This is a genomic window from Pseudomonas sp. R38(2017), from assembly GCF_002112395.1.
GTDB lineage: Bacteria > Pseudomonadota > Gammaproteobacteria > Pseudomonadales > Pseudomonadaceae > Aquipseudomonas.
Genome location: NZ_NEHN01000007.1, coordinates 341,470 through 367,429 on the forward strand (window position 1 = coordinate 341,470; position 25,960 = coordinate 367,429).

At 61.6% G+C, this 25,960-nt stretch carries 25 protein-coding genes and 1 pseudogene; 10 read left to right on the forward strand and 16 right to left on the reverse strand.

Going from position 1 to position 25,960, the window contains the following annotated elements; all coding sequences use genetic code 11:
- The first annotated feature begins 103 nt into the window (after window positions 1–103).
- Window positions 104–1,381, forward strand: a complete 1,278-nt coding sequence (locus tag CAF87_RS20175; protein WP_085732768.1) for an acetyl-CoA C-acetyltransferase — start codon at window positions 104–106, stop codon at window positions 1,379–1,381.
- A 48-nt stretch (window positions 1,382–1,429) separates the two neighbouring features.
- Here the strand turns inward: CAF87_RS20175 and CAF87_RS29730 are convergent, their stop codons facing one another.
- The gene (locus CAF87_RS29730) at window positions 1,430–2,197 is read right to left on the reverse strand and encodes a methyl-accepting chemotaxis protein (protein WP_371850984.1); all 768 of its coding nucleotides are present in this window, start codon (window positions 2,195–2,197) and stop codon (window positions 1,430–1,432) included.
- A 90-nt stretch (window positions 2,198–2,287) separates the two neighbouring features.
- Window positions 2,288–3,376: pseudogene (locus tag CAF87_RS29735) on the reverse strand (cache domain-containing protein); the annotation flags it as partial.
- Window positions 3,377–3,818: 442 nt separating this feature from the next.
- Between CAF87_RS29735 and CAF87_RS20185 the strand changes: the two are divergent.
- A complete protein-coding gene (locus CAF87_RS20185) occupies window positions 3,819–4,715 on the forward strand; it encodes a PA4780 family RIO1-like protein kinase (RefSeq protein WP_085684872.1) in 897 nt (298 codons plus the stop codon).
- Between the two features lie 56 nt (window positions 4,716–4,771).
- Window positions 4,772–5,989, forward strand: a complete 1,218-nt coding sequence (locus CAF87_RS20190) for an MFS transporter (RefSeq protein ID WP_085732770.1) — start codon at window positions 4,772–4,774, stop codon at window positions 5,987–5,989.
- Here the strand turns inward: CAF87_RS20190 and cueR are convergent.
- The 3 genes from cueR to CAF87_RS20205 form a co-directional block, all read right to left on the reverse strand.
- Window positions 5,943–6,356 carry a Cu(I)-responsive transcriptional regulator gene (gene cueR, locus CAF87_RS20195; RefSeq protein ID WP_085732771.1) on the reverse strand — a complete coding sequence of 138 codons (414 nt, stop codon included), beginning with the start codon at window positions 6,354–6,356 and terminating at the stop codon, window positions 5,943–5,945. The two genes, CAF87_RS20190 and cueR, sit on opposite strands and share 47 nt — an antisense overlap.
- Window positions 6,353–8,746, reverse strand: coding sequence for a heavy metal translocating P-type ATPase (locus CAF87_RS20200; protein WP_085732772.1), 2,394 nt, complete (start codon window positions 8,744–8,746; stop codon window positions 6,353–6,355). Before CAF87_RS20200 ends, cueR begins: the two co-directional genes overlap by 4 nt.
- Window positions 8,747–8,837: 91 nt before the next feature.
- Window positions 8,838–9,221, reverse strand: a complete 384-nt coding sequence (locus CAF87_RS20205; RefSeq protein ID WP_085732773.1) for a hypothetical protein — start codon at window positions 9,219–9,221, stop codon at window positions 8,838–8,840.
- A 148-nt stretch (window positions 9,222–9,369) separates the two neighbouring features.
- Here CAF87_RS20205 and CAF87_RS20210 point away from each other — a divergent pair, with 148 nt between their 5' ends.
- Together CAF87_RS20210 and CAF87_RS20215 are read left to right on the forward strand one after the other, a co-directional pair.
- The gene (locus CAF87_RS20210) at window positions 9,370–9,567 is read left to right on the forward strand and encodes a heavy-metal-associated domain-containing protein (protein ID WP_007958490.1); all 198 of its coding nucleotides are present in this window, start codon (window positions 9,370–9,372) and stop codon (window positions 9,565–9,567) included.
- A 117-nt stretch (window positions 9,568–9,684) separates the two neighbouring features.
- Window positions 9,685–10,887, forward strand: coding sequence for a multidrug effflux MFS transporter (locus CAF87_RS20215; RefSeq protein WP_085732774.1), 1,203 nt, complete (start codon window positions 9,685–9,687; stop codon window positions 10,885–10,887).
- 10 nt (window positions 10,888–10,897) lie between these two features.
- Here CAF87_RS20215 and CAF87_RS29335 read toward each other — a convergent pair whose 3' ends face one another.
- From CAF87_RS29335 to CAF87_RS20225, 3 genes are all read right to left on the reverse strand, one after another.
- Window positions 10,898–11,071 carry a hypothetical protein gene (locus tag CAF87_RS29335; protein ID WP_170929593.1) on the reverse strand — a complete coding sequence of 58 codons (174 nt, stop codon included), beginning with the start codon at window positions 11,069–11,071 and terminating at the stop codon, window positions 10,898–10,900.
- Window positions 11,072–11,237: 166 nt separating this feature from the next.
- A complete protein-coding gene (locus CAF87_RS20220; protein ID WP_085732775.1) occupies window positions 11,238–12,251 on the reverse strand; it encodes a zinc-binding alcohol dehydrogenase family protein in 1,014 nt (337 codons plus the stop codon).
- A 32-nt stretch (window positions 12,252–12,283) separates the two neighbouring features.
- Window positions 12,284–12,577 carry a putative quinol monooxygenase gene (locus CAF87_RS20225; RefSeq protein ID WP_085732776.1) on the reverse strand — a complete coding sequence of 98 codons (294 nt, stop codon included), beginning with the start codon at window positions 12,575–12,577 and terminating at the stop codon, window positions 12,284–12,286.
- Window positions 12,578–12,693: 116 nt separating this feature from the next.
- Between CAF87_RS20225 and CAF87_RS20230 the strand changes: the two genes are divergently transcribed.
- From CAF87_RS20230 to CAF87_RS20240, 3 genes are all read left to right on the forward strand, one after another.
- Window positions 12,694–13,623 (forward strand): LysR family transcriptional regulator, encoded by a 930-nt coding sequence (locus tag CAF87_RS20230; RefSeq protein ID WP_085732777.1) that lies wholly within the window; start codon window positions 12,694–12,696, stop codon window positions 13,621–13,623.
- 305 nt (window positions 13,624–13,928) lie between these two features.
- Entirely contained in the window at window positions 13,929–14,663 is a 735-nt protein-coding gene (locus CAF87_RS20235; RefSeq protein ID WP_085732778.1) for a helix-turn-helix transcriptional regulator, read from the forward strand.
- 126 nt (window positions 14,664–14,789) lie between these two features.
- Window positions 14,790–16,169, forward strand: a complete 1,380-nt coding sequence (locus tag CAF87_RS20240) for an MFS transporter (protein WP_085732779.1) — start codon at window positions 14,790–14,792, stop codon at window positions 16,167–16,169.
- 49 nt (window positions 16,170–16,218) lie between these two features.
- Here CAF87_RS20240 and CAF87_RS20245 read toward each other — a convergent pair whose 3' ends face one another.
- The 3 genes from CAF87_RS20245 to CAF87_RS20255 all read right to left on the reverse strand — a co-directional run bounded on the left by CAF87_RS20245 (window position 16,219) and on the right by CAF87_RS20255 (window position 19,372).
- Window positions 16,219–17,172, reverse strand: a complete 954-nt coding sequence (locus CAF87_RS20245) for an adenosine deaminase (protein ID WP_007958502.1) — start codon at window positions 17,170–17,172, stop codon at window positions 16,219–16,221.
- A gap of 82 nt (window positions 17,173–17,254) precedes the next feature.
- Complete coding sequence (locus CAF87_RS20250) at window positions 17,255–18,220, reverse strand: 2-oxoglutarate and iron-dependent oxygenase domain-containing protein (protein ID WP_085732780.1); 966 nt, start codon at window positions 18,218–18,220, stop codon at window positions 17,255–17,257.
- Between the two features lie 78 nt (window positions 18,221–18,298).
- Window positions 18,299–19,372, reverse strand: a complete 1,074-nt coding sequence (locus CAF87_RS20255) for a BMP family ABC transporter substrate-binding protein (protein WP_085732781.1) — start codon at window positions 19,370–19,372, stop codon at window positions 18,299–18,301.
- Between the two features lie 287 nt (window positions 19,373–19,659).
- Here CAF87_RS20255 and CAF87_RS20260 point away from each other — a divergent pair, with 287 nt between their 5' ends.
- Entirely contained in the window at window positions 19,660–20,751 is a 1,092-nt protein-coding gene (locus CAF87_RS20260; protein ID WP_085732782.1) for a calcium:proton antiporter, read from the forward strand.
- A gap of 63 nt (window positions 20,752–20,814) precedes the next feature.
- On the opposite strand, the gene CAF87_RS20265 is transcribed toward CAF87_RS20260, so the two are convergent.
- From CAF87_RS20265 to CAF87_RS20275, 3 genes are all read right to left on the reverse strand, one after another.
- Window positions 20,815–22,173, reverse strand: a complete 1,359-nt coding sequence (locus tag CAF87_RS20265; protein ID WP_085732783.1) for an 8-oxoguanine deaminase — start codon at window positions 22,171–22,173, stop codon at window positions 20,815–20,817.
- A gap of 183 nt (window positions 22,174–22,356) precedes the next feature.
- The gene (locus CAF87_RS20270) at window positions 22,357–23,043 is read right to left on the reverse strand and encodes an SDR family oxidoreductase (RefSeq protein ID WP_085732798.1); all 687 of its coding nucleotides are present in this window, start codon (window positions 23,041–23,043) and stop codon (window positions 22,357–22,359) included.
- A gap of 36 nt (window positions 23,044–23,079) precedes the next feature.
- The gene (locus CAF87_RS20275; protein WP_085700934.1) at window positions 23,080–23,430 is read right to left on the reverse strand and encodes a MerR family transcriptional regulator; all 351 of its coding nucleotides are present in this window, start codon (window positions 23,428–23,430) and stop codon (window positions 23,080–23,082) included.
- Window positions 23,431–23,513: 83 nt separating this feature from the next.
- Between CAF87_RS20275 and CAF87_RS20280 the strand changes: the two genes are divergently transcribed.
- Complete coding sequence (locus tag CAF87_RS20280) at window positions 23,514–23,930, forward strand: hypothetical protein (RefSeq protein ID WP_085732799.1); 417 nt, start codon at window positions 23,514–23,516, stop codon at window positions 23,928–23,930.
- On the opposite strand, the gene CAF87_RS20285 is transcribed toward CAF87_RS20280, so the two are convergent.
- Both CAF87_RS20285 and CAF87_RS20290 read right to left on the reverse strand, forming a co-directional pair.
- A complete protein-coding gene (locus tag CAF87_RS20285; RefSeq protein WP_085732784.1) occupies window positions 23,927–24,853 on the reverse strand; it encodes an ABC transporter permease in 927 nt (308 codons plus the stop codon). The two genes, CAF87_RS20280 and CAF87_RS20285, sit on opposite strands and share 4 nt — an antisense overlap.
- Entirely contained in the window at window positions 24,853–25,959 is a 1,107-nt protein-coding gene (locus CAF87_RS20290) for an ABC transporter permease (RefSeq protein WP_085732785.1), read from the reverse strand. The genes CAF87_RS20285 and CAF87_RS20290 overlap by 1 nt, the downstream gene beginning before the upstream one ends.
- Window position 25,960: the final 1 nt, after the last annotated feature.

Here is a 25,960-nt window from a genome sequence, read left to right on the forward strand (position 1 = left end):
GCCTACGCTAGAACAGCAGAGTAGTTTGCCCCCGGTGTTTTTGGGGCCCGACGGGATTTTCAGTGCCCGATTTTCAGACTGGATATTTCACAAGGAGCTTTTCATGAGTCAGCTGCGCCGCGTCGCGATCATTGGTGGCAACCGCATTCCGTTCGCCCGTTCCAACGGCCCGTACGCCACCGCGAGCAATCAGGTGATGCTCACCGCTGCCTTGGAAGGCCTGATCGAACGCTACAACCTGCACGGCCAGCGCATGGGTGAAGTGGTCGCGGGGGCGGTGCTGAAATTGTCACGGGATATGAACCTGACCCGCGAATGCGTGCTCGGCTCGCGTCTGTCACCGGCCACTCCGGCCTATGACATCCAGCAGGCCTGCGGCACCGGTCTGGAAGCCGCGTTGCTGGTGGCGAACAAGATCGCCCTCGGCCAGATCGATTGCGGCATTGCCGGCGGTGTCGACACCACGTCGGACGCGCCGATCAGCGTCAGTGAAGGCCTGCGCAAGATCCTCCTGCAAGCCAACCGCGCCAAGACCACCGGCGACAAGCTCAAGACCTTCCTGCAACTGCGTCCGAAACACCTGATCCCCGAGTTCCCGCGCAACGGCGAACCGCGCACCGGCCTGTCGATGGGCCAGCACTGTGAACTGATGGCACAGACCTGGAACATTCCTCGCGAAGAGCAGGATCAACTGGCCCTCGAAAGTCACCACAAACTGGCGGCGTCCTACAGCGAAGGCTGGCACAACGACCTGATGACGCCGTTCCTCGGCCTGACCCGCGACAACAACCTGCGCCCGGACCTGACCCTGGAAAAACTCGCGACCCTGAAACCGGCCTTCGAGAAAAGCGCCAAGGGCACGCTGACCGCCGGCAACTCCACGCCACTGACCGATGGCGCGTCGGTGGTGTTGCTGGGCAGCGAAGAGTGGGCGAAAGAACGTGGTTTGCCGATCCTCGCGTATCTGCGCGACGGTGAAGCGGCGGCGGTGGATTTCGTCAATGGCGCCGAAGGGCTGCTGATGGCCCCGGTGTACGCGGTGCCGCGCTTGCTGGCGCGCAATGGTCTGACCTTGCAGGATTTCGACTACTACGAAATCCACGAGGCATTTGCCGCTCAGGTGTTGTGCACGCTCAAGGCCTGGGAAGATCCGGAGTACTGCAAATCCCGGCTCGGGCTTGATGCACCGTTGGGTTCGATTGATCGCAGCCGCTTGAACGTCAAGGGCAGCTCGCTGGCGGCGGGGCACCCGTTTGCCGCGACGGGCGGGCGGATCGTTGCCAATCTGGCGAAGTTGCTGGATGCGGCAGGGCAGGGGCGGGGGTTGATTTCGATTTGTGCGGCTGGCGGACAGGGTGTGACAGCGATCATCGAGCGCTGAAAGAACAAGACGCCCCTCCCCAAAAGGAGAGGGGCCTCCAAAGGTTATTCAGGTACGGAACCTGCGCACTAACCCATCCAGCTCATTCGACAACCCCGCCAGACTCTGCGAATCCAGCCGCGCCGAATTCGCCAGCTCCGCCACCAGCTGCGCATCACCATGAATCTGGCTGATATGCCGATTGATGTCCTCGGCCACCTGATGCTGCTCTTCCGCCGCAGTCGCGATCTGAGTGTTCATGTCACGAATCACATCCACCGACTCACGAATTTGCCCAAAGCTCTCCCGCGCCTCACCAATCCGTGCCACCGATTGCTGCGACACATCAAGACTGGCACGCATCTGCTGGGTCACCGCGCTGGTGCGCTTCGCCAGATTGCCCAGCAGCCCGTCGATTTCCGCCGTCGAATCCGCCGTGCGCTTGGCCAATGCGCGAACCTCATCGGCGACCACCGCAAATCCACGCCCCTGTTCACCGGCCCGCGCTGCTTCGATAGCCGCGTTGAGCGCCAGCAGGTTGGTCTGTTCGGCGATGGAGCGGATGGTGCCGAGGATCGACTGGATGTCGTTGCTGTCGCGTTCCAGTTGCTGCATCGACTGCGCCGATTGCTCCAGTTCCTGGCTCAGTTGGTCGACACTGTGCACCGCCGCATCGATCTGCTGCTGACCTTCGCGGGCCTGGCGCTGGCCGCTGTCGGCCGACTCGGCTGCCTGGCTGCACGAGCGGGCGACTTCGTTGGCGGTGGCGACCATTTCGTGGAACGCGGTCGAGACCATATCCACCGCTTCGCGCTGGCGTCCGGCGGCTTCGGCCATGTCGCCGGAGACCCGGGTCGAGCTCTGCGAAGTGGCGAGGATTTTTCCGGCCGCGCCGCCGATGTGCTGGATCAGGCTGCGGATCGCGGTGAGGAACTGGTTGAACCAGTTGGCCAGTTGCGCGGTTTCGTCGCTGCCACGGATGTCGAGGCTCTTGGTCAGGTCGCCTTCGCCCTGGGCGATACCTTCCAGACCGCTGGCCACGCTGCGGATCGGCCGCACGATCAGGCTGGCGAAACTGGCGCCGACGACGGCGAAAAATGCTGCCAGCACGGCCGCGATGATCGCGATCAGCCAGGTCAGTTGAGTGGCGGAACTCATCACTTCGTTCTGTTTGATCAGGCCGATGAAGGTCCAGCCCAATTGCTCCGACGGCCAGACGTTGGCCATGTAGCGTTCGCCGTTGAGCTCGACTTCCACCAGGCCTTTGCCGGCCTTGGCCAGTTGTGCGTAACCGTCGCCGAGGCTGTCGAGCTTCTTGAAGTTGTGCTCCGGTTGCTTCGGATCGACCAGCACCGTGCCGGTGTTTTCCATCAGCATCAGGTAACCGCTTTCACCGAGCTTGATCTGTTTGACGATCTCGGTCAGTTGCTTGAGCGACACGTCAATGTTGACCACGCCACCCTGGGCGCCCAACTGGTTGGCCACTGCCCGCACGGTGCTGACCAGTACCGCGTCATCGCCGGCCCAATAATAGGCTTCGGTGCGCAGGGTCTTGCCCGGGTTGGCCATGGCGGTCTTGTACCACGGGCGGGTACGCGGGTCGTAGTTGGCCATTTTCGGGTCGCCCGGCCAGAAGGCGTAGCCGCCGCTGCTCAGACCATAGGAAACATAGGAGTAGGCCGGGTGAGATTTTGCCAGCCCTTCGAACAGGGCAAACAGTTGCTTGTCGATTTCTCCGTCGGAGGTATCGGCGGCGTTCGCGCTCATGCGGCTGCGTACGGTGCCGTCGGCGTTTTTGACCAGGGGCTGCGCCGCCAGGTAATCGACGTTCTGGCTGATGCCGTCGAAAAACAGCTGCATGGCGTTGCTGACCTGTCGGATCTCGCGTCCGCTGCTGTCGACAAAGCCTTCCCGGGCATCGCTGCGCAGGTTCAGTACCACCAGCGTGGCGACCAGTACCACGGGCAAGCAGGCGATGATTGCAAACGCCCAGGTCAACTTCTGTTTGATGTTCATCCGCGCTCCAGATTTTCTTGTAGGCCCACGCAGTGCAGATGACTCGCGGTTTATTGGCAGCCGAAAAACGTATTTCTCACCCGTTTCCTTGAGTGCGACATCGAAGATTTTTTTGAAACGATTGTCGGACAAATTCCTCTGCCTCAAATGAATTCGGCCGCGCGTGAGGGAAATTGAGGCCGCAAAAGAAAATTATTGTGAGCGCTGCTCGGCGGGATGTCAGATTCTGTCGCAAATGCCCTCAAGTCCTGTCGCCAACAACTCCGACAGCCTCGGCTATGATTCGCAGCAGTCGATAAAGAGGCGGATCGGCCCGGTTTATCCGGCACAGTGTGTGCATCCACAGGTTCACAGGTCGGCAACCCCTCCCCGTGATGCGAGGATTGCCGTATAACGAGTGACATTCGCGTGTTTGGTAATAAAGGACCCACAATAAAAGCTGATGAAGACTCCAAAACGCATTGAACCCCTGATCGAGGACGGTCTGGTCGACGAAGTGCTGCGTCCACTCATGAGTGGCAAAGAAGCAGCTGTTTATGTGGTGCGCTGCGGCAATCAGTTACGTTGCGCAAAGGTCTACAAGGAGGCGAACAAACGCAGTTTCCGCCAGGCGGCCGAGTATCAGGAAGGCCGCAAGGTTCGTAACAGCCGACAGGCCCGGGCGATGGCCAAGGGTTCCAAGTTCGGGCGCAAGGAAGCCGAAGACGCCTGGCAGAACGCCGAAGTCGCGGCGCTGTTCCGCCTGGCCAACGCCGGTGTGCGGGTGCCCAAGCCGTACGATTTCCTCGAAGGCGTGCTGCTGATGGAACTGGTGGCCGACGAATACGGCGATGCCGCACCGCGTCTGAACGACGTGGTGCTGGAGCCGGATCAGGCCCGCGAATATCACGCGTTCCTGATTTCGCAGATCGTGCTGATGTTGTGTACCGGTCTGGTGCACGGTGACCTCTCGGAGTTCAACGTGCTGCTGACACCGACCGGGCCGGTCATCATCGACCTGCCGCAAGCGGTGGACGCCGCCGGCAACAACCACGCGTTCAGCATGCTCGAACGTGACGTCGGCAACATGGCGTCGTATTTCGGTCGCTTCGCCCCGGAGTTGAAGAAGACCCGATACGCCAAGGAAATGTGGGCGTTATACGAAGCGGGTACGTTGCACCCGGCCAGCGTGCTGACCGGCGAGTTCGACGATCCCGAGGACCTGGCCGATGTCGGCGGAGTGCTGCGCGAGATCGAAGCGGCGCGTCTGGATGAGGAGCGCAAGCAAGCCATCCGCGCGGCGGACGACGAGCCCAAGGGCAAGTCCGACGAACCGCCTCCGCCACCGTGGATGCAGTGAGCATCTGAAAAGGAAAACCCGGCTTCGGCCGGGTTTTACACATTCAAGGATTGATTGTGACCACCACTTCCCGCAATGCCCGGTTGATCATCACGGCCCGGCTGATTTCCGATTTCGGCGCGTTCCTCAACATGGTGGCGCTGGCCACTTATGTCTATCTGCTGAGCAATAGCGCGATGAGCGTGGGGATTTTTCTCGCCAGTCGCGTGGGCGGCGGGATTTTCGCCAGCCTGATCGGCACCGCGTTTTATCGTCGATGCAGCGGTCGCTGGCCGTTGATTGCCTTCGATCTGCTGCGCGCCGCTGTGCTCGGTTTATTGCTGATCGTGCCGGTCAGTCAGCAGGCGTTGTTGCTGCCGCTGATTGCGTTCGGTCTGGGTTTTGGCAATTCGATGTTCGCCATCGGCCTCAACAGCCAGTTGCCGCGATTGATCGAACCTGCGCAGTTACTCAAGACCAATGCCTGGATCACCTCCGCCTCGTCCATGGCGATGGTCGGCGGCAGTCTGGTGTCCGGGGTGCTGGTCGCGGGGTTTGGCTTTGAAACTGTATTCGCGCTGAATGTGCTGACCTATCTATTGGCGGCAGTGTTGATCGCGCCGCTGCGGTTCAGCGCAACGGAGCCGGTGGCTGAATCCTGCGCTAAACAGGGGGAATGGTCGGCGTTGTTGCAGGGATTGCGCAGCGCTCCGGTGGTGGCGGCGATGCTGGCGGTGACCATGGCTGACACCCTCGGAAGCGCAGCGCACAACGTCGGATTTCCGATCATTTCCAAATTGCTGACGCCGGACTCGGCGAGCACCACGCTGGGCCTGATACTTGCGGTGTGGGCCAGCGGCAAACTCCTGGGGGCGCGGATCGCCAGTCGCTTGAACGGCTCGGACAACATCAATCTGGAGCGCCGCTACTTCGGCGGCGTGTTGTTGATGTCCTGCGGTTTCATCCTGATGTTCCAGCAGCACAGCGTCGTCGGTCTGTTGCTGTTTTCGCTGCCGGCCGGGTTGGGTGACGGGTTCTCGGAAGTCGGCCTGATGTCACGGCTGCAACGGGAGCCGGAGCCTTTGCGCCTGCCGATCTTCAGTTTCCTGACGCTGTTGCAGATGACCGGGTTCGGCGTCGGCATGCTGATCGCCGCACCGTTCTATGAGTGGTGGGCGCCGGGGGCCGTGGTGTTGCTGTTCCACGGCATTCCCCTCGCCACTGTGCTGTCGATGAAGATCCTGCTGCTCAGACGCGGGCAGGTTGCGCGCAGCAGCCCGACGCCAGTTCCTTGAGGATCGGGCAGTCCGGGCGGTGGTCGCCGTGGCAGTGTTCGACCAGATCCTGCAGGGTGTCGCGCAGTTCGCCGAGTTCGCGGATCTTTTGATTCAGCTCGTCGATGTGCTGGCGGGCCAGGGCCTTCACATCGGCGCTGGCGCGCTGGCGGTCCTGCCAAAGCGTCAGCAACTTTCCGACTTCTTCCAGCGAAAATCCCAGGTCCCGCGAGCGCTTGATGAACGCCAGCGTGTGCAGGTCATCGTCACCGTAGAGGCGATAGCCGCTGTCGGTGCGATGGGCAGCCTTGAGCAGGCCGATCGACTCGTAATAACGGATCATTTTCGCGCTCAGGCCACTGTGGCGGGCCGCTTGGCCGATGTTCATCGGTTGTCCTCCAGATCCTCGGGTTTCCAGGTTTTCAACAGTAGCGCATTGCTCACCACGCTGACGCTCGACAGGGCCATCGCCGCACCGGCCAGCACCGGATTGAGAAAACCGAACGCCGCCAGCGGAATGCCGATCAGGTTGTAGACGAAGGCCCAGAACAGGTTCTGGCGGATCTTCGCGTAAGTCTTGCGGCTGATTTCCAGCGCCGCCGGCACCAGTCGCGGATCGCCGCGCATCAGGGTGATACCGGCGGCGTGCATGGCCACGTCGGTGCCGCCGCCCATGGCGATGCCGATATCGGCAGCGGCCAGCGCGGGGGCGTCGTTGATGCCGTCGCCGACCATGGCCACGACCCAGGTTTTTTTCAGCTCGGCGACGGTGGCGGCTTTTTCCGCCGGCAGCACTTCGGCGTGGACGTTTTCGATGCCCAGCGCTTCGGCGACGACGCGAGCGCTGCCACGGTTGTCGCCGGTCAGCAGGTGGCTGTGGATGTGCTGGGTTGCCAGTTGTTGCACCGCGTGCAGCGCGCCGGGCTTGAGGGTGTCGCCGAAGGCGAAAAGACCGAGTACGCGTGGCTCGGGGCTTTGCTCGATCAGCCAGGACAGCGTGCGGCCTTCGGTTTCCCAGGCCTGGGCTGACTCGCTCAGGTTTCCGGCGTTCAGACCGCTTTCTTCCAGCAAGCGACGGTTGCCCAGCGCCAGGCGTCGGCCGTCGAGGCTGCCGGCGATGCCGCGTCCGCTCAGGGACTGGCTGTCGCTCACATCCGGTACGTTCAGGCTACGTTCGGCACAGGCATCCAGCACCGCTTTGGCCAGCGGATGTTCGCTGCCGCGTTGCAGCGCGCCGGCCGCTGCCAGCAAGGCGTTTTCGTCACCGTCGATTGCACTGAAATGCGCAATACGCGGCGTGCCGGAGGTCAGTGTTCCAGTCTTGTCGAACACCACGGCGCTGACTTCATGGGCGCGCTCCAGAGCTTCGGCGTCCTTGATCAAAATCCCGTGCCGCGCGGCCACGCCAGTGCCGGCCATGATTGCGGTCGGTGTCGCCAGGCCGAGGGCGCAGGGGCAGGCGATCACCAGCACCGCGACGGCGTTGATCAACGCCGTCTCCAGCGGCGCGCCGTATAGCCACCAGCCGATCAGCGTGGCCAGTGCCAGCAGCAGAACCGTCGGCACGAACACCTGGCTGACTTTATCCACCAGTTTCTGGATCGGCGCCTTCGCGGCCTGTGCGTCTTCCACCAGACGGATGATCCGCGCCAGTACGCTTTCCGCACCGAGCGCCGTGGTCTTCACCAACAAACGGCCTTCGCCGTTGATTGCACCGCCGGTGACCTTGTCGCCCGGTTGCTTGGGCACCGGCAGGCTTTCGCCGCTGATCAACGCTTCGTCGGCGTGGCTCTGGCCTTCCAGCACTTCGCCGTCCACCGGGAAACGTTCGCCGGGTTTGACCAATACCAGATCGCCGAGGCGCAGGGCACTGATGGCGACGTCCTGTTCACGGCCTTCGATGACTTGAATCGCCCGCTCCGGCCGCAACGCCTCCAGGGCACGGATGGCGCTGGCGGTCTGGCGTTTGGCGCGGCTTTCCAGGTATTTGCCGAGCAGCACCAGCGCGATGACCACCGCCGAGGCCTCGAAATACAGATGCGGCATGCGCCCGGCAGCGGTCGCCCATTCATAGAGACTCAGGCCATAACCGGCGCTGGTGCCCAGCGCTACCAGCAAGTCCATGTTGCCGGCGCCGGCGCGCACGGCTTTCCAAGCAGCCACATAGAACCGCGCGCCGAAGATGAACTGCACCGGGGTCGCGAGGGCGAACTGCGCCCAGGCCGGCAGCATCCAGTGAATACCGAACGGTTGCAGCAGCATCGGCAGCACCAGCGGCAAGGCGAGGGCGATGGCGCAGATCAGCGCCCAGCGCTCATGATTCAGGCGTTGCTGGCGATTGTCAGATTGAGGGTGTTCAAGTTCGAAGAGGCTGGCCGAATAACCGGCCTTGCTCACCGCGGCGATCAGGGTTTGCGGGTTGACCGCGCCGAGCAGTTCAAGATGAGCGCGCTCATTGGCGAGGTTGACGCTGACGCTTTTCACCCCCGCAACCTTGTTCAGGGCGCGTTCGACACGACCCACGCAGGACGCGCAGGTCATGCCGTCGATGTTCAATTCCACGGTGTGCTGCGGCACGCTGTAACCGGCGCGTTCGACTGCCTCCACCAGCGCCGGCAGGCTGTCGCCGGGGGCCTGCACCCTGGCCTGCTCGGTGGCGAGGTTGACGCTGACGGCACTGGCACCGCTGACTTTGCTCAGCGCTCGCTCGACACGGCCGGCGCAACTGGCGCAGGTCATGCCGCTGATGGGCAGATCAAACGTGATGGAATCGGACATCGGTCGTACTCCCTGTAGTGGATGCCTACAGGATCAACCTTGCCATGCTGGCAAGGTCAAGCGCCAGATTCCGCCGCCCGATCCGGGTAAGTCAATAACCGAGGTCGGTGCGCTTGAGGTACATGCCTTCCGCATTCATCGCGATGCGGAATTTCAGGATGTCGCCGGCATGCAGTTTGATCTCCTGCGAGCCCGGCGCGAGCATGCCCGGGTTGCAACCCGGCATTTGCCCTGGCAGCAGTTTCAGGCGCAGCGAGACATTGCCCGGCGGCAGGTTGAACGAAGTGCTTTGTTCCTGGAACAGTCGCGCCGACAGTTGATCCTGGATGTACACGCCGATTTCGCACGAGGTCGCGACTTCCAGGCGCTCGCGGGAAATGATCAGCACCCCGTAATCTTCTCCGGCGGCATGCACCGAAGGGATCGCGGCAAAGAGGCTGAGAAAGCCAAACAGGCTGAAAGCTGACCAGCGCATGGCTGAATCTCCTGAATTCATGTCATTGATGCACGCAGCTTGGCCGAGCGCGGCGCCGATTGCCAGCCCGGCAGTTTTTTGCAGAACTTGACCTTGCCATCGTGGCAAGCTCGAAACTGCCGGCAACCTCACTCAAAGGAGTCATTCCATGCAAGTGTTCACTGTTGAAGGCATGTCCTGCGGTCACTGTGTCAAAGCCGTCACCCAGGCGGTGCAGAGCAAGGATCCGGCCGCCAGCGTGCGGGTCGATCTGGCAGCGAAGGAAGTCGGCGTCGAAAGTGCGTTGAGCGCCGAGCAAGTGATCGAGGCGATCAGCGAAGAAGGTTATGCCATCAAACTCGCCTGATCTTTTTAATAGTTAGCGAGCTACCGGATTGTTCAAGGTGTCCTCGCGCGGCTAGACTGTCGGGCTGCATAGTCAGTCCGACTGCCCAACCCAACCGCCGCCCGAACTGGACGCCTGATGAACTTCCGTACCCTTCTGATTCTCGGTGCCTTGACCGCATTCGGTCCGTTGGCAATCGATTTCTATCTTCCCGCCTTTCCAACCATGGCGCTGGCGTTCGGCACGGATGAGAAACACGTCCAGCTGACGCTGTCGGCTTACTTTTTCGGCCTGTCCATCGGCCAACTGGCTTACGGGCCTTTGGCGGATCGCTTCGGTCGGCGGATTCCGCTGCTCATTGGTCTGACGCTGTTCACGCTGGCGTCGGTGGCCTGCGCCTACGCGCCGAATCTGGAATGGCTGATCGGTGCGCGGCTCGTGCAGGCACTGGGCGGATGCGCGGGGATGGTGATTTCCCGGGCGGTGGTCGCTGACAAATGCGACGCTGTGGGTTCGGCTAAAGTCTTTTCGCAACTGATGCTGGTAATGGGGCTGGCACCGATTCTGGCGCCAATGCTCGGCGGCCTGCTGGTGAACACGACGGGTTGGCAGTCGATCTTCCTGGTGCTGACCGGGTTCAGTGCCCTGGCCGGCCTGGCGGTGGCCCTCGGCCTGCCGGAAAGTCTGCCGGCCCATGTTCCGCGCCAGCCACTGTCCGGTGCACTGCGTCAGTACGGTCGACTGCTGACCGACCCGGTTTACATGGGCCATGCCCTGACCGGCGGCATCGCCATCGCCGGGATGTTTGCCTACATTGCCGGCTCGCCGTTCATTTTCATCAAGCTGTATGGCGTACCCGCCGAGCATTTCGGCTGGCTGTTCGGTACCAACGCCGCAGGGTTCATTCTGGTGGCGCAGGTCAATGCGCGATTGTTGGCCAAGCGCGGCCCGGCGTTTCTACTGTCACGGGCGGTCTGGGTTTATTTCGGCGCCGGACTGACGCTGCTCGGGGTCAGCGCCCTGCACACCGAGGCACTGTGGCCGCTGCTGATTCCATTGTTCATTTGCGTGGCGAGTCTTGGTTGCATCAGCCCCAATGCGGCGGCGAGTGCGATGAACGGGCAGGGCGCTCGCGCCGGCAGTGCGTCAGCATTGCTCGGCAGCATGCAGTTCAGCGTCGCCGCCGGGGCTTCGGCGCTGGTGGGGGTTTTGCACGATGGCACAGCCGTGCCGATGGCCATGGTCATCAGCCTGTGCGGTCTGTTGGTGGTCAGCACGGCGATGCTCACCCGGCGCATACAGAATGCCCGGGCGCTGGCAAAGGCGCAGGCCGAAGTCTGAACGGAAGAACTCAGCCGACAGCGCGTTGCTGGCCGAGGTCGGGAATCTGATGGGGCGCGTAGATACGCGCTTCTAGGGTGCGGGTGAAGGCCCGAGCTTCGGCCTCACTGCGGAATGTCACGGCGTGCTGGTCGAGACGAACTTGCCACTGGGACTTTGCCACTTCTTTTATCAGGATCTTCATTGCTGACCTCCCGGACGTAAAAGATTGCATCGCAGAGGTTTCGATTGTAGACCCGAATACGATCGCAATTGTGACAAGGGTCAAGCATCTGACTGACGGCAAAAAGCGACCGCAGCCCCCGCGTCAGATGCTTTTGGCACTGGCGAAGGCTGCGGTCTCCCAGGTTTTAGAAACTTTCTAAAACAATTTTCCCCTTGGCCTTGCCGCTTTCCAGCAATTCATGGGCACGGCGCAGATTGCTCGCGTTGATCTTGCCGAAGTGCTCGCCCACCGTGGTCTTCAACGTCCCTGCATCGATCAGGTCGGCCACCCGGTTGAGCAATTTGTGCTGCTCGATCATGTCTGGCGTTTCGAACAGCGAGCGGGTGTACATGAACTCCCAGTGCAGCGACAGGCTCTTGCGCTTGAGTTTGGTCACGTCCAGCGCCTTCGGATCATCGATCAGTGCCAGTTTTCCTTGCGGCGCCAGTGCCTCGACCAGTTGGTCCAGGTGCTGGTCGGTCTGAGTCAGGCTTGCGACGTGGGTCACATGGTCGAGGCCGGCGCGTTTCAGTTCATCGCTCAACGGCTGACTGTGATCGATCACCACATCGGCGCCCAGCTCGCTTACCCAGTCGCGGGTTTGTGGGCGAGAAGCGGTGCCGATCACTTTGAGTCCGGTCAACTGGCTGGCCAGTTGAGTGAGAATCGAGCCCACGCCGCCGGCCGCGCCGACGATCAGCAGACTCTGACCTTCGTCGATGTTGCCTTCGCGAATCTGCAGGCGTTCGAACAACAGCTCCCACGCCGTAATGGCAGTCAGCGGCAGGGCGGCGGCCTCGGCGAAACCGAGGGTTTTCGGCATATGACCGACGATCCGTTCATCCACCACGTGCAGTTCACTGTTGCCGCCGGCCCGGGCGATGGAGCCGGCGTAGAACACCTTGTCGCCCGCCTTGAACAGCGTCACTTCACTGCCGACCGACTTGACCACGCCGGCCACATCCCAGCCCAGCACTTTGGCGGCGCCGCCTTCTGGCGCGACGTTCTGGCGAACCTTGGTGTCGACCGGGTTGACCGAAATCGCTTTGACTTCCACCAGCAGGTCGCGCGGGCCGGCCACCGGCTCCGGGAGTTCGATGTCTTGCAGGGATTTTTCGTCGCTGATCGGCAGGGATGCGTAATAGGCGATGGCTTTCATGGATGACTCCGAAAGGTGCTTGAAGGAATGATTCAGGCGATGGCGCGCAGACGCTTGAGCTCGAAGTGTTCGAGGAACGCCTCGGCCTTGCTGCGGAAATGCTGGATATGTGCACTGTCGTCGTGGGCCTGCAAGGCTTTGTCACTGGCCCACTGCTCGATCATGTAGAAGGCCAGCGGGTTGGCCAGGTCCTGGTGCAGGTCGTATTGGCCGCAACCGGCTTCGGCGCGGGTCGGTTCGATCAGTGCGCGCAGGTGCTGTTCGAGGGCGTCCTGCTGGCCAGGTTTGGCAATCAGGGTGGCGATGGCTGTGAATGGCTGGGACATATTGATCTCCGGAACGGGATGAATTCGATGGGAGGCATGATTGGCTATTTCTACGCGAGATAAAACCGGCTAAAAGAGCAGTCTCTTTCATTTTTTTTTTGATAATCGAGGCTGAAATGCTGCGTTTCGATGACTTGCAGTTGTTTGTCCGGGCGGCGGATCTGGGCAGCCTGTCGGCCGCTGCACGGATGATGGACATGTCCGCCGCCGTGGCCAGCGCGGCGCTCAAGCGTATCGAACAACAACTCGGGGCACGACTGCTGGCACGCTCCACCCGTAGTTTGCGCCTGACCTCCGAGGGCGAAGGCTTCCTCGAATATGCCCGGGCGGCGTTGAGCAACCTGGATGAAGGCCGCCGTCTGTTGGCCAGCGGTCAGGATCAGGTCAGCGGAATTCTGCAGTTGTCTGCCCCCTCGGATTTCGGCCGCAACCTGCTGTTGCCGTGGCTTGATGAGTTTCAGCGTGAACACCCGAAACTGACCGTGCGTCTGCTGCTCGGCGACCGCATCGCCGACCTGTTTCGCCAGCCGGTGGATATAGCCCTGCGTTATGGAGAACCGGAAGACTCCAGCCTGGTCGCGCTACCCATCGCCGCGCAGAACCGGCGGGTGCTTTGCGCCTCTCCCGGCTATCTGGCGAAGCATGGTGAGCCGACTCAACTCGAACAGCTCGCACAGCACAATTGCCTGTTGTACATGCTGGGCAGTCGGGTGCATGACCACTGGAGTTTCCATGACGGCAAACGTGAAGTCGGCCTGACGGTCAGTGGCGACCGCTTCAGCGATGACGCCGACGTGGTGCGTTTATGGGCCGTCGCGGGGGCGGGTATCGCTTACAAGTCCTGGCTGGATGTGGCTGATGATGTACTCGCCGGGCGACTGAAAGTACTGCTGCCAGGGTTGCTTTGCGAGCGGGCTCCGCTGAATCTGCTGTGCGCCCATCGCGCTCAATTGAGTAAGCCGGTGAACCTTCTGAGGGATATGCTCGCCAGCCGATGCGCCGAATTGAGTAGCCGATTTCCCGTTTTTTCGCAGGTTGATCATTAGTCGCAGGTAAATAGCGAAATTTCTGTCAGGAACAATCACCAGCTATACCCGCTCCGGCGCAGGACGCCGCGAGCAACCCGCTTATACTAGCGACCGCCTGAAGCCTGTACCGACACGCAGGACAGGCACGATCAGACTGACACTTGGCGGGTAGCGGTGAAGGTCACGTCAAGTACTGCGAATGTCGGGTGGCAGTGAGTTGCCTTGCCTTGGATCAAGGCGTTTTGCGCGGCTTGGCCGACGACTGATTACTGGTCAAGATGTCTCTGAGCAGTAGACGATACGATTCAACAGGGAGTGAATACATGGAACATGCACCTTGCATCAGCCAGATCGCCACGTTGCTGGCCGATCCCAAACGCAGCGCAATGATGTGGGCGTTGATGGATGGCTCGGCCCGGCAGACCGAGGAGCTGGCGCTGCTGGCAAGCCTGTCGCCCTCGTCGGCCAGTGCGCACCTGGGGCGCTTGTCCGCTGGCGGTCTGTTGAAGGTCGAGGCCCGCGGGCGCAAGCGTTTTTTTCGCCTGGCAGCTCCCGAAATCGGCGCGGCCATCGAGGCCCTGGCCAGCGCCACGCTCGCGAGCGCTCCACGGGAAATTCCCGACGTCCTCAAGCGCACCACGCCGATTGCCAGACCCCAGGCCGCGCCATCGTCACTGCTGCGTGCGCGTTTTTGCGATGACCATCTTGGCGGTACGCTGGCTGCCGACCTGTATCAGCGCCTGCTCGATTCGGGCTGGATCGAACAGTTCGAACATCGGGTGGTGGTCACCCACAAGGGAGCGACACAATTGGCCAGTCGCGGGGTCTTCATCCAGGCGCTGGCCCACCGCAATGCCCAGGTGGCTTGCGCTTGCCCGGACTGGAGCGAGCGTCGCCCGCACATGGGCGGTTCACTGGGCGCTGCGTTGCTGCAGTTGTTCATGCAGTCCGGCTGGTTGATGCTGCCCAACGACTCCCGCGCCCTGCAACTGACGGCGGCGGGGCAACGGGAAATTCATCGATTCGCCCGAGAAACCGAGCTGGAAATGGCGTTGTAGGGCACGTCTCGCCAGTGCGCTGATGATGGGCGTCGTCTACGGTTGGGAACAGGTCGCATCTGGCAAAAGCGCTGAACGGCTATCGCGCACACTCGATCCGCGGACATTTCGGATGGAGGAGGTGGCATGGACACAGGAAGCTTCAGCGCGGCGGATCGGCTGGAACGCCTGCCGGTCAGCGGTTATCACCGGATCATATTCATCATCATCGCCCTGGCGTTTTTCTTCGACTCCATGGATCTGGCGATGATGACCTTCCTGCTTGGCTCGATCAAAACCGAATTCGGCCTGAGTAGCGCCGAGGCCGGGCTGCTCGCCAGTTCGAGTTTTTTCGGCATGGTGCTGGGGGCGTCGCTGTCCGGACTACTCGCTGATCGTTTTGGCCGCAAACCGGTATTTCAGTGGAGCATCGTATTGTGGGGCGTGGCCAGTTACCTGTGCTCCACGGCGCAAACGGTCGAGAGTCTGACCCTGTTCCGCATCCTGCTGGGGATCGGCATGGGCATGGAGTTTCCGATTGCCCAGTCGATGCTGTCCGAGCTGATCCCGGCTCGTCGCCGCGGGCGCTACATTGCCTTGATGGACGGCTTCTGGCCGCTGGGTTTTGTCGCCGCCGGGGTGCTTTCGTATTTCCTGCTGCCGCTGATTGGCTGGCGCGACATCTTTCTGGTGTTGGCGGTGCCGGCAGTATTTGTACTGGCGATCCGCTTTTTCATTCCCGAGTCGCCGCGCTGGCTGGAGCAGGCGGGCAAGCATGAGGCCGCGGATAAGGTGCTGTGCACGATAGAGAGTAAGGTGCGGGCGTCGCTTGGCGGGGCTGCGTTGCCGGAGCCGGTTCGCCTGCCTCGGGTGATCACGCCTCCGGGCAACTTCCTGTCGGCCCTCGGCCAGATCTGGTCGCCGCTGTACCGCCAGCGCACGATGATGCTCTGGAGTCTATGGTTCTTTGCATTGCTCGGGTTCTACGGACTGACGTCCTGGCTCAGCGCGTTGCTGCAACAGTCGGGGTTCGCGGTCACTCAGTCGGTGTATTACACGGTGCTGATTTCCCTCGGCGGGATTCCCGGATTCCTGATGGCGGCCTGGCTGGTGGAGCGCTGGGGACGCAAACCGGTGTGCATCGTCACCCTGCTCGGCGGCGGGGTGATGGCGTTTCTGTACGGACAAAGCGCAGTGTTTGGCGGCAACGTGGCGCTGCTGATCGGCACGGGTCTGTTGATGCAGTTTTTCCTGTTCGGCATGTGGGCGGTGCTCTATACCTACACGCCGGAGTTGTACCCGACATCGGCGCGGGCGACGGGCTCGGGTTTCGCCTCGGCCATCGGGCGCGTGGGCTCGCTGCTCGGGCCGTTGGTCACCGGGCTGGTGTTTCCGATTACCGGGCAGGGCGGGGTGTTTGCGCTGGGGGCGTTGTGCTTTGCGATAGCCGCGGGAGTGGTGTGGCTGTTCGGGATGGAGACCCGGGGCAAGACGCTGGAAGAGTTGACTGAAGCGGTTGTGCGCTGAGACCGGAAAAGCCGTTCGAACACGGGCGTGTTCGAACGGCTTTCTACTGTTACGGCTTCACCAGCCGTGCATCCAGGCTGTTTTGCGCCAGGCGCTTGGCCTGATCCTGAGTCATGCCCAGGTGAGTGTGCAGGGCGTGGAAGTTCTCGGTGACATAGCCACCGAAGTACGCCGGGTCATCGGAGTTCACCGTGACCTTCACGCCGCGCTCAAGCATGTCGAGGATGTTGTGCTGCGACATGTGATCGAACACGCAGAGCTTGGTGTTCGACAGCGGGCACACGGTCAGCGGGATCTGCTCGTCGATGATCCGCTGCATCAGGCGCTCGTCTTCGATGGCGCGCACGCCATGGTCGATGCGCTGGATTTTCAGCAGGTCGATGGCTTCCCAGATGTACTCCGGCGGGCCTTCCTCGCCGGCGTGGGCGACGGTCAGGAAGCCTTCGTGACGGGCACGGTCGAACACACGCTGGAATTTGCTCGGCGGGTGGCCCATCTCGGAGCTGTCCAGACCCACGGCGACAAACGCATCACGGAACGGCAGCGCCTGGTCGAGGGTTTTCTGCGCTTCGTCTTCGCTCAGGTGGCGCAGGAAACTCAGGATCAAACCGCTGGTGATGCCCAGTTGCTGCTCTCCATCTTTCAGCGCGGCGGCGATGCCGTTGAGCACCACTTCGAACGGGATGCCACGGTCGGTGTGAGTTTGCGGATCGAAGAACGGCTCGGTGTGGATCACGTTCTGTTCTTTGCAGCGCAGCAGGTAAGCCCAGGTCAGGTCGTAGAAATCCTGGGAAGTGCGCAGCACGTCGGCGCCCTGGTAATACAGGTCGAGGAATTCCTGCAGGTTGTTGAAGGCGTAGGCCTTGCGCAGGGTTTCGACGTCGCTCCACGGCAGAGCGATCTTGTTGCGTTCGGCCAGAGCGAACAGCAGCTCGGGCTCCAGCGAGCCTTCGAGGTGCAAGTGCAGTTCGGCCTTGGGCAGGGCGTTGAGCCAGTCGTACATTATTGGAATCTCATCAGGTGCAATGGCGGGCATTCTACAGATGCCCGCCGAAACAATTGGCAAAACCTGACCAACCGATCCATCACACGGCTTTCTGTTCCCTTCGGTAAGCGTAGGTATCGGCGAATCGCGACAGCAGGAATTCGGCGCAGGTGGTGGTCGGATATTTCGCCGGATGGTGTGCGTCCTGGCAACCGGGCAGGCATTCGATACGGGTGTCCGGATGCGGCTCGGCGAAAAACGGCATCGAATAGCGATCCACGCCGAGCGGGCTGATCACCCGATGCGGGGTCGAGCGATAACGGTCGTTGCTCCAGCGCGCCATCATGTCGCCGAGGTTGACCACGAACGTGCCGTCGATGGGCGGGGCGTCGATCCAATGGCCTTTGACGTTTTTCACCTGCAAGCCGCCGGCGGTGTCCTGATACAACAAAGTGATGCAGCCGTAATCGGTGTGCGCGCCGGCGCCTTGTTGCTCGGCGGAACTGGCGGTATGGCGCGGTGGGTAGTGGATCATCCGCAGTACGCTGACCGGTTCGTTGAAGCGCGTGTCGAAGAAGTCGCGCTCGATGCCCAGCGCTAACGTCATGGCCCGCAACAGGGTTTGCGCGAGGGCCTGCATGTCGAGGTAGTGCTGCTCCATCAGCGCTTCCCATCCGGGAATCGCTGGATGACGGTTGGGGCCGCGCAAGGGTTTTTCCGCCAGCACCTCGGGATGATCGGCCGGCAGGTGCAAGCCCATGTCGAAGGTTTCCTTGAGGTCGCTGGGTTTGTCCGGGTCGAGTTGTTCGGTGGCGATGGCGCCGTAGCCGCGGTGATGGGCGGTCTGGGTGATGTCGATCTTGAGTTTTTCTTCTGCCGGTTGCGCAAAAAAGCGCTGCGCGTAATCAAGCAGGGCGGCGATACGCTGGGCGGAAATCGGATGACCCTTGATATAGAAGAAGCCCCATACGCGGCAGGCGTGATCAATCTGTTCGGCGACGGCGGGCCAGGCGTTCTGGTCGTCGGAGTAGAGCGGCGAGATGTCGATGATTGGAAGCTGATCCATACACAATCCTTGAATACGCAGAAATCCAATTGTGGGAGCAAGCCCGCTCCCACAGGTGGAATGGTGGTGGGGCCGGTCTTACTTCGGCATCTCGGCCTTCATGCCTTCGACGTAATAGTTCATCGACGCCAGTTCCACGTTGGTCGCGCTCTTGCCCGCCGGGATTTTCTCGACCCCGGCCTGATCCTTGATCGGCCCAGTGAAGGGCAGCAGGGCGCCGCTCTTGATGTCGGCGATGATCTGCTCGGCTTCGGCCTTCACCGGTGCCGGCACCAGATCGCTGATCGGCAGTTCGACCGTGCCTTCCTTCAGCCCGCCCCAGTAGTCCTGGGATTTCCAGTTGTGGTCGATCACGCTCTGGGTCGCCTGAATGTAGTGCGGTGCCCAGTCGTTGACGATTGAAGTCAGCACCGCTTTCGGACCGAAGTGCGCCATGTCCGAAGCGTAGCCCACGGCGTACACGCCACGCCGCTCGGCGGCCTGAATCGGCGCCGGGCTATCCGTGTGCTGGAACACCACGTCCACGCCCTGATCGATCAGCGCGTTGGCGGCGTCGGCTTCCTTGCCAGGATCGAACCACGAGTTGACCCACACCACTTTGATCTCGGTGCCGGGGTTGTACTTGTTCAGGGCCAGCTGGATGGCGTTGATGTCGCGGATCACTTCCGGAATCGGGAACGAGGCGACGTAACCGATCTTCTTGGTCTTGGTCATCTTCGCCGCGAGGAAGCCGCCGACATAACGGCCCTCATACGTGCGCGCCAGATAGGTGCCGAGGTTCTTCTCCTGCTTGTAGCCGGTGGCGTGTTCGAAGGTCACCTTGGGAAACTGCTTGGCGACTTTCACCGTGGGGTTCATATAGCCGAAGGAGGTGGTGAAGATCAGGTCGTAATTGTCCTTGGCCATGTTGCGGATCACCCGCTCGGCATCGGCGCCTTCGGCGACGTTTTCCACGTAGTTGGTGGTGATCTGCGTGCCGAGCTTTTCCGCCAGCGCCTTGCGCCCCTGTTCATGCTGATACGTCCAGCCGTGGTCGCCGATGGGGCCGATGTAGACGAAACCGACTTTCAGTGGATCGGCGGCACTGACGCCCAGGCTGAGGCCGAGGCCCATGGCGATGCACAGCAGTTTCTGCAATGGACGTTTTTGCATGAACGCGAACTCCCTTTTGTTGTGTGTGGGGAGGGCAATGCAAAAGACTGACCAAGCGGACAACAAATCGAATCGAAATCGCGACGAGGCCTTTGCGGGCAAGCCCGCTCCCACAAAAACACCGCGATCCCTGTGGTAGCGAGCTTGCTCGCGATGAGGCCGGCCGGGCCGAAAAAAGTGCATGTCCTTACAGAGACGCCATTCACTGGTGCGCTAAGGTGTAACGAAACGTTAGCGCCGCCCCGCAGTCAGTAGCTCATTCGCACTCTTCGGCAAAAAGGCCCGTCATGTTCACCATCCTCAAGCAAGAAAGCTTTCTGCTGTTGGCCGTCATCGCCGCCTGTGTTGCCTATCCGCTGGAGCACTGGTTGCTGCACAGCGGCCAGGTCGTCGCCCTGACGGCCGGGCTGGTGCTGATCGCGTTCATCGTCGCCGCCTCGATGCGCGTCGCCCATCAGGCCGAACTGCTCGCGGAAAAGGTCGGCGATCCTTATGGCACGATGATCCTGACCCTCGCCGCCGTGCTGGTGGAAGTGGTGATCCTGGCGATCATGATGAGCAACGAAGCCTCGTCGACTCTGGTGCGCGACACGATCTATTCGGCGGTGATGCTCGACATCAACGGCATCCTTGGTCTTGCCGCGCTGATGGGCGGGATCAAGCATGGCGAGCAGTCCTACAACGACGACTCGGCTCGCAGTTATAGCGTGATGATCCTCACCGCCATGGGCGTATCGATGGTGGTGCCGGAGTTCATTCCCGTGGCCGACTGGAAAATCTATTCGGCGTTCACCATCGGCGCGATGGTGCTGCTTTACGCATTGTTTTTGCGGATGCAGGTCGGGCCGCACAGTTATTTTTTCAGCTATAGCTACCCGGATAAACGCCGCAGGAAAGAGCCGGCGGAGCAGGAGCCGAAACCGGTCAGCCTGGCACTGTCGATCGGCATTCTGGTCTTCGGTGTGGTGGTGATCGGTGCACTGGCCGAGGTGATGTCCAAGACCCTCGATCTGGGGCTGGAAGGGACGGGCGCACCGCCGGTGATTACGGCGATTCTGGTGGCGGCGATTTCAGCCGCGCCGGAGATTCTGACCGCGTTGCGTGCAGCGTTGGCCAACCGCATGCAGTCGGTGGTCAACATCGCGATGGGGGCTTCGTTGTCGACGGTGATCCTGACGGTGCCGGTGATGGAAGCGATGGCGCTCTACACCGGTCAGCCGTTTCAGATGGCTATGACGCCGGTGCAGACCGTGATGATCTTCATCACGCTGATCGTCAGCGCGATCAACCTCAATGACGGCGAGACCAATGCCATTGAGGGCATGACCCATTTTGTGTTGTTTGCGACGTTCATCATGTTGTCGCTGCTGGGGTTGTGATTGATCGCTCCCACGCGGACGGTTCGACGCCTCGACGTGGGAGCTATCAGGTCAGAAGGGTAATCAGGTGCCGGCGATCAACTGTCGAGCTGCCTGACTGTGATCGGCAATCAGGCCTTTGAGATCCAGCCCTTCAACCTGTCCGTCAACCACGCGCCACTTACCGCCGACCATCACCCGATCCGCACGGTCCGCGCCGCACAACAGCAATGCCGAAATCGGATCATGACTGCCGGAGAAGCGCAGCTCATCGAGCTTGAACAACGCCAGATCCGCCTGCTTGCCCACCGCCAGCTCACCGATATCGGTGCGGCCCAGCAGGCTCGCCGAACCCTTGGTCGCCCAGCCCAGCACGCGTTCCGGGGTGATCTTCTCGGCACCGTAACGCAGGCGCTGAATGTACAGAGCCTGACGCGCCTCGAGGATCATGTTCGACGCATCGTTGGACGCCGAGCCATCCACACCGATACCGAACAATGCGCCGGCATCGGTCAGCTCGATGCTCGGGCAGATGCCGGACGCCAGGCGCATGTTCGAGCTCGGGCAGTGGCAGATACCGGTGCCGGCCGCTCCGAGACGGGCGATTTCGTCGGGGTTGAAGTGGATGCCGTGGGCCAGCCAGGTGCGCGGGCCGAGCCAGCCGACGCTGTCCAGATAATCCACGGTGCGCAGGCCGAAGCGTTGCAGGCAGAAATCTTCTTCGTCGAGGGTTTCGGCGAGGTGAGTGTGCAGGCGCACATCAAGCTTGTTCGCCAGTTCGGCGCTGGCGGACATGATTTCCGGGGTCACCGAGAACGGCGAGCACGGCGCCAGAGCGATCTGGATTTGCGCACCGTCGCCACGTTCGTGGTACTCGTGAATCAGGCGCTGGCTGTCGTCGAGAATCACCTGGCCTTCCTGCACGGTCTGCTGCGGAGGCAGGCCGCCGTCCTTCTCACCGAGGCTCATCGAACCACGGGTGAGCATGGCGCGCATGCCCAGTTCGCGCACGGTTTCGACTTGCACGTCGATGGCGTTTTCCAGGCCATCCGGGAACAGGTAGTGGTGATCGGCGGCGGCGGTGCAACCCGACAGCAGCAACTCGGCCAGCGCGACTTTGGTGGCGAGGGCGAGTTTTTCAGGCGTCAGGCGCGCCCACACCGGGTACAGGGTTTTCAGCCACGGGAACAACGGCTGGTTGACCACCGGCGCCCAGGCGCGGGTCAGGGTCTGATAGAAGTGGTGATGGGTGTTGATCAGGCCCGGCAGGATCACGTGTTCACGGGCGTCGAACACTTCATTGCATGGGGCGGAGGGTTGCTGGCCAGCGCCGAGCACTTCGGTGATCACACCGTCTTGCAGCACCAGGCCGCCACGGGCATCGAGACCGTTGGCCGTGAAAATGGCGAGGGGATTTTTTAACCAGATACGGGTCGCAGGCATTGTGGCCGGCTCCTCTGAAAGTTGGGTTCAGGGTTGCCAGCTCAGTGTTGCCCTGTCTGCTGATCCAGGGTCGCCGCGAAGGACGAGGTGCGGAGTTTCGAACAAAATGTTGCGACGGGCAAGCCCAACCCGACCAGACACCGGGATAACCCTGTGGGAGCGAACCCCCACAGGGTTCAGTGATTACCAGGGAATGGTTTCACCTTTGTAGTTCACGAAGTGATGGCCGCCCTTGCCGGTAAACGCGTCCACTTGATCCACCAGACCACGGGTGCTGGTCTCCACGTCGATGTCGGCGCCTTCGCCGCCCATGTCGGTTTTCACCCAGCCCGGATGCAGCGACAACACCGTGAGCTTCTGCTCGCCCAACTGAGTGACGAAGCTGTTGGTCATCGAGTTCAGCGCCGCTTTGCTGGCCTTGTACAGCGCCAGTTCCGGCGCGTCGGGCATGGTCACGCTGCCGAGCACCGAACTCATGAACGCCAGCACGCCGCTGCCGTCGCGAATCTGTCCGACGAAGCGTTGGGCCAGGTTGATCGGCGCCACGGCGTTGGTGAAGAACAGTTGACCGACTTCCGCCAGTGTCGCGCCACCCGGGGTCTGCACGTCAGGGCCTTTGACCCCGGCATTGACGAACAGCAGGTCGAAAGTCTCGCCCTTGAGCCGCTGGCTCAGAGCGATCACCGCTTGCTGGTCGTCCATGTCGAGTTTTTCGATCTGCACGTTACCCAGTGCTTTCAGTGCCTCGGCGTTCGCAGGATTGCGAACCGTGGCGGTGACTTGCCAGCCGTCGGCCAGCAGGGTTTTCACCAGTCCCAGGCCCAGGCCCCGGGAGGCGCCGATGATCAGTGCGTGCTTGGCAGAATTCAATGCGGACATGATGGGCTTTCCTTGAAAGTTGAAAGATCACGGGTTCAATGGACAGCGTTGACCGAGCCGATGCTGCAATTCGTGGCGCAGCTCGCCGAGTTCGGCGATGCGGGTTTCGACCAGCTTGAGTTTGTCTTGCAACAGTTGCGTGACGGTGGTGTCGGGATTTGGCGATTGCCACAACGCGCCAACGCTGCTGCCGATCTCGCCGAGGGTAAAGCCCAGACGCTGCGCCGTTTTGATGTAGAGAACCAATTGCACCATCTCCGGGGGATAGTCGCGATAACCGTTGGCGCTGCGTTGCGCCGCGATCAATCCGCGCTCCTCGTAAAAACGCAGCGTGTCACGGCTGACATCGCAGGCCTGGGCTAACTCACCGATGCGCATCTTGCAGGTCTCGAAAGTGTTTGACCCTGGAGCATACTCCAGGCTTTACCGTGGATGCTCCCTTAATTTGCGGAGCAAGGATGATGTGGACTTCAACGCAGTATCGGCAGTTGGTGCGCGGCAGCGCCTGGTATGACTTGATCGTGACAGTGGCGTTTGTCACGCCATGGAGTTTTGCAGTGTTGCATGGGTTGTTGACGGCGTTGAGTCAGGCGCTGGAATTGCCCGGTGAGTTGCCGGCGTTCGAACCTGCGCATCTGTTGATGGCGAATCTGTTCGGTTCTGTGGTGTGCATGTGGTCGGTGCTGCGGATTCGTGATCCGCAGCCGGTTTATGGGCGCTATGACGCGGTGACGCGATTTCTGTTCGCGGCGTGGATGACGTATGCCCTGGCCCACGGTGCCAGTTCGTTGGTGATGGGTTTCCTGGTTCTCGAAGTGGCGTGGGGCATCGCTCAGGCATTGCCGGTTCGGCCGCTGTCGCGAGCCGTCACGGCTTAATGCCCGGCCTGCCACGGCTGCCCCAGTGATACCGGCGCATACAACCGTGTACGCACTGCATCCCGCGACAACAACACCAGCACCAGAATGGTCGCGACATACGGCAGCATCGCCAGCAAGCTCGAAGGAATCGCCAGCCCCAACCCCTGCGCCACCAGGTGCAGGATGCTGGCGAGTCCGAACAGATAGGCGCCGAGCAACAGTCGCCACACCCGCCAACTGGCGAACACCACCAGCGCGAGGGCGATCCAGCCACGCCCGGCGGTCATGTTCTCGGCCCACATCGGCGTGTACGCCAGCGACAGATAAGCTCCGGCCAACCCGGCCATCGCTCCGCCAAACAATACGGCCAGTGTACGCACGGTCAGCACCGGCAGCCCCATGGCACTGGCTGCGTCCGGGTTCTCGCCGACCGCTTGAATGATCAGCCCGATACGGCTTTTGACGATCACCCAGGCCACCAGCGCAAACAGCGCGAACGACAGATACACCAGCAGATCCTGGGCAAACAACATGCGGCCGATCAGCGGGATTTCGCTCAAGTAAGGAATGGCGAGCGGCTCGAAACCGGCCAGCGGTTTGCCAACCCACGCTGCGCCGACAAAGGTCGACAGGCCCACGCCAAAAATCGTCAGTGCCAGCCCGGTCGCCACCTGATTGGCATTGAACACCAGCGCCACCAGAGCAAACAGCGACGACAACAGCATCCCGGCGAGCATCGCCAACACCACGCCGAGCCATAGATTGCCGGTGCTGAAGGCGACGATGAAACCAATCACGGCACCAAACAGCATCATCCCTTCCTGCCCGAGGTTGAGCACGCCGCTCTTTTCGCAGATCAGTTCACCCAGCGCCACCAGCAACAGCGGAGTGCCGCAGCGCACCATGGCGTAGAAAATATTGCTCAGCAGATCGATATCCATCACAGCGCCCCGGCGGTTACGGCAGTAGTAGATGTGCGCCGCGCCCAGCGCAGGCTCAGGCGTGGTCGGTAGAGGATCAGCACGTCACAGGCCAGCAGAAAAAACAGCATCATTCCCTGGAACAACTGGGTGATCGCCTGCGGCAGGTTCAGCGTCATCTGCGCGCTCTCGCCACCGATGTACAGCAGCGCCATCAACAGGCTGGAAAACAGAATACCGATGGGATTGAGCCGCCCGAGAAACGCTACGGTGATCGCTGCATAGCCGTATCCGGGTGAGACTTGCGGCACCAGTTGCCCGATCGGCCCGGTGACTTCGCACACCCCGGCCAGCCCGGCCAGTGAGCCGCTGATCAACAGCGCGAGCCAGATCAGACGTTTCTCGCGAAAACCGGCAAAACCCGCCGCGCGTTTATCCAGCCCGAGCACTTTGATCTGGAAACCGACAAAGCTTTTCTGCAACAACACCCACACCACCACCAGCGCGAGCAGGGCGAAATACACCCCGGCGTGAACCCGGCCATCCTCCATCAACAGCGGCAGGCGGCTGGCGTCGCCGAACATCGCCGACTCGGGAAAGTTGTACCCGGCCGGGTCCTTCAATGGCCCGTGGACGCAGAACAGCAGCAGGTTCAGCGCGATGTAATTAAGCATGATGCTGGTAAGAATTTCGTTGGCATTGAAGCGTGTGCGCAACCAAGCGGTGAGCCCGGCCCACGCGGCACCGGCGAGTGTGCCGATGAGCAGGATCAGCACCAGGGCCCAGCGGCTTTGCATATCGATGAGGTTCACCGCCAGCGCACTGCCGGCCAACGCGCCGAGCAACAATTGGCCTTCGGCGCCGATGTTCCAGATCCGCGCCTGATAGGCCACCGCCAGACCCAGGGCGCAGAGCAGGATCGGCAATGCCTTGACCAGCAATTCCGAGACGCCATACAGGTCGCTGACCGGCGCGACCAACAAGGTGTGCAAGGTTTGCAGCGGGTCATGACCGAGGGCGATGAACAGCAACGAGCCACAGCCGAGGGTCAGCACCGCCGCCAACAGTGGCGAGCACCACAGCATCAGGCGCGACTGCCGGCCACGGGGTTCGAGGGAAAGCAACATG

Bases quoted from the DNA above. Each gene is read 5' to 3' on its own strand.
- CAF87_RS20175 (WP_085732768.1), top strand. From the start codon at position 104: ATGAGTCAGCTGCGCCGCGTCGCGATCATTGGTGGCAACCGCATTCCG.
- CAF87_RS29730 (WP_371850984.1), bottom strand. From the start codon at position 2,197: ATGGCCGAAGCCGCCGGACGCCAGCGCGAAGCGGTGGATATGGTCTCG.
- CAF87_RS20185 (WP_085684872.1), top strand. From the start codon at position 3,819: ATGAAGACTCCAAAACGCATTGAACCCCTGATCGAGGACGGTCTGGTC.
- cueR (WP_085732771.1), bottom strand. From the start codon at position 6,356: ATGAACATCGGCCAAGCGGCCCGCCACAGTGGCCTGAGCGCGAAAATG.
- CAF87_RS20200 (WP_085732772.1), bottom strand. From the start codon at position 8,746: ATGTCCGATTCCATCACGTTTGATCTGCCCATCAGCGGCATGACCTGC.
- CAF87_RS20205 (WP_085732773.1), bottom strand. From the start codon at position 9,221: ATGCGCTGGTCAGCTTTCAGCCTGTTTGGCTTTCTCAGCCTCTTTGCC.
- CAF87_RS20210 (WP_007958490.1), top strand. From the start codon at position 9,370: ATGCAAGTGTTCACTGTTGAAGGCATGTCCTGCGGTCACTGTGTCAAA.
- CAF87_RS20215 (WP_085732774.1), top strand. From the start codon at position 9,685: ATGAACTTCCGTACCCTTCTGATTCTCGGTGCCTTGACCGCATTCGGT.
- CAF87_RS29335 (WP_170929593.1), bottom strand. From the start codon at position 11,071: ATGAAGATCCTGATAAAAGAAGTGGCAAAGTCCCAGTGGCAAGTTCGT.
- CAF87_RS20220 (WP_085732775.1), bottom strand. From the start codon at position 12,251: ATGAAAGCCATCGCCTATTACGCATCCCTGCCGATCAGCGACGAAAAA.
- CAF87_RS20225 (WP_085732776.1), bottom strand. From the start codon at position 12,577: ATGTCCCAGCCATTCACAGCCATCGCCACCCTGATTGCCAAACCTGGC.
- CAF87_RS20230 (WP_085732777.1), top strand. From the start codon at position 12,694: ATGCTGCGTTTCGATGACTTGCAGTTGTTTGTCCGGGCGGCGGATCTG.
- CAF87_RS20235 (WP_085732778.1), top strand. From the start codon at position 13,929: ATGGAACATGCACCTTGCATCAGCCAGATCGCCACGTTGCTGGCCGAT.
- CAF87_RS20240 (WP_085732779.1), top strand. From the start codon at position 14,790: ATGGACACAGGAAGCTTCAGCGCGGCGGATCGGCTGGAACGCCTGCCG.
- CAF87_RS20245 (WP_007958502.1), bottom strand. From the start codon at position 17,172: ATGTACGACTGGCTCAACGCCCTGCCCAAGGCCGAACTGCACTTGCAC.
- CAF87_RS20250 (WP_085732780.1), bottom strand. From the start codon at position 18,220: ATGGATCAGCTTCCAATCATCGACATCTCGCCGCTCTACTCCGACGAC.
- CAF87_RS20255 (WP_085732781.1), bottom strand. From the start codon at position 19,372: ATGCAAAAACGTCCATTGCAGAAACTGCTGTGCATCGCCATGGGCCTC.
- CAF87_RS20260 (WP_085732782.1), top strand. From the start codon at position 19,660: ATGTTCACCATCCTCAAGCAAGAAAGCTTTCTGCTGTTGGCCGTCATC.
- CAF87_RS20265 (WP_085732783.1), bottom strand. From the start codon at position 22,173: ATGCCTGCGACCCGTATCTGGTTAAAAAATCCCCTCGCCATTTTCACG.
- CAF87_RS20275 (WP_085700934.1), bottom strand. From the start codon at position 23,430: ATGCGCATCGGTGAGTTAGCCCAGGCCTGCGATGTCAGCCGTGACACG.
- CAF87_RS20280 (WP_085732799.1), top strand. From the start codon at position 23,514: ATGTGGACTTCAACGCAGTATCGGCAGTTGGTGCGCGGCAGCGCCTGG.
- CAF87_RS20285 (WP_085732784.1), bottom strand. From the start codon at position 24,853: ATGGATATCGATCTGCTGAGCAATATTTTCTACGCCATGGTGCGCTGC.
- CAF87_RS20290 (WP_085732785.1), bottom strand. From the start codon at position 25,959: ATGTTGCTTTCCCTCGAACCCCGTGGCCGGCAGTCGCGCCTGATGCTG.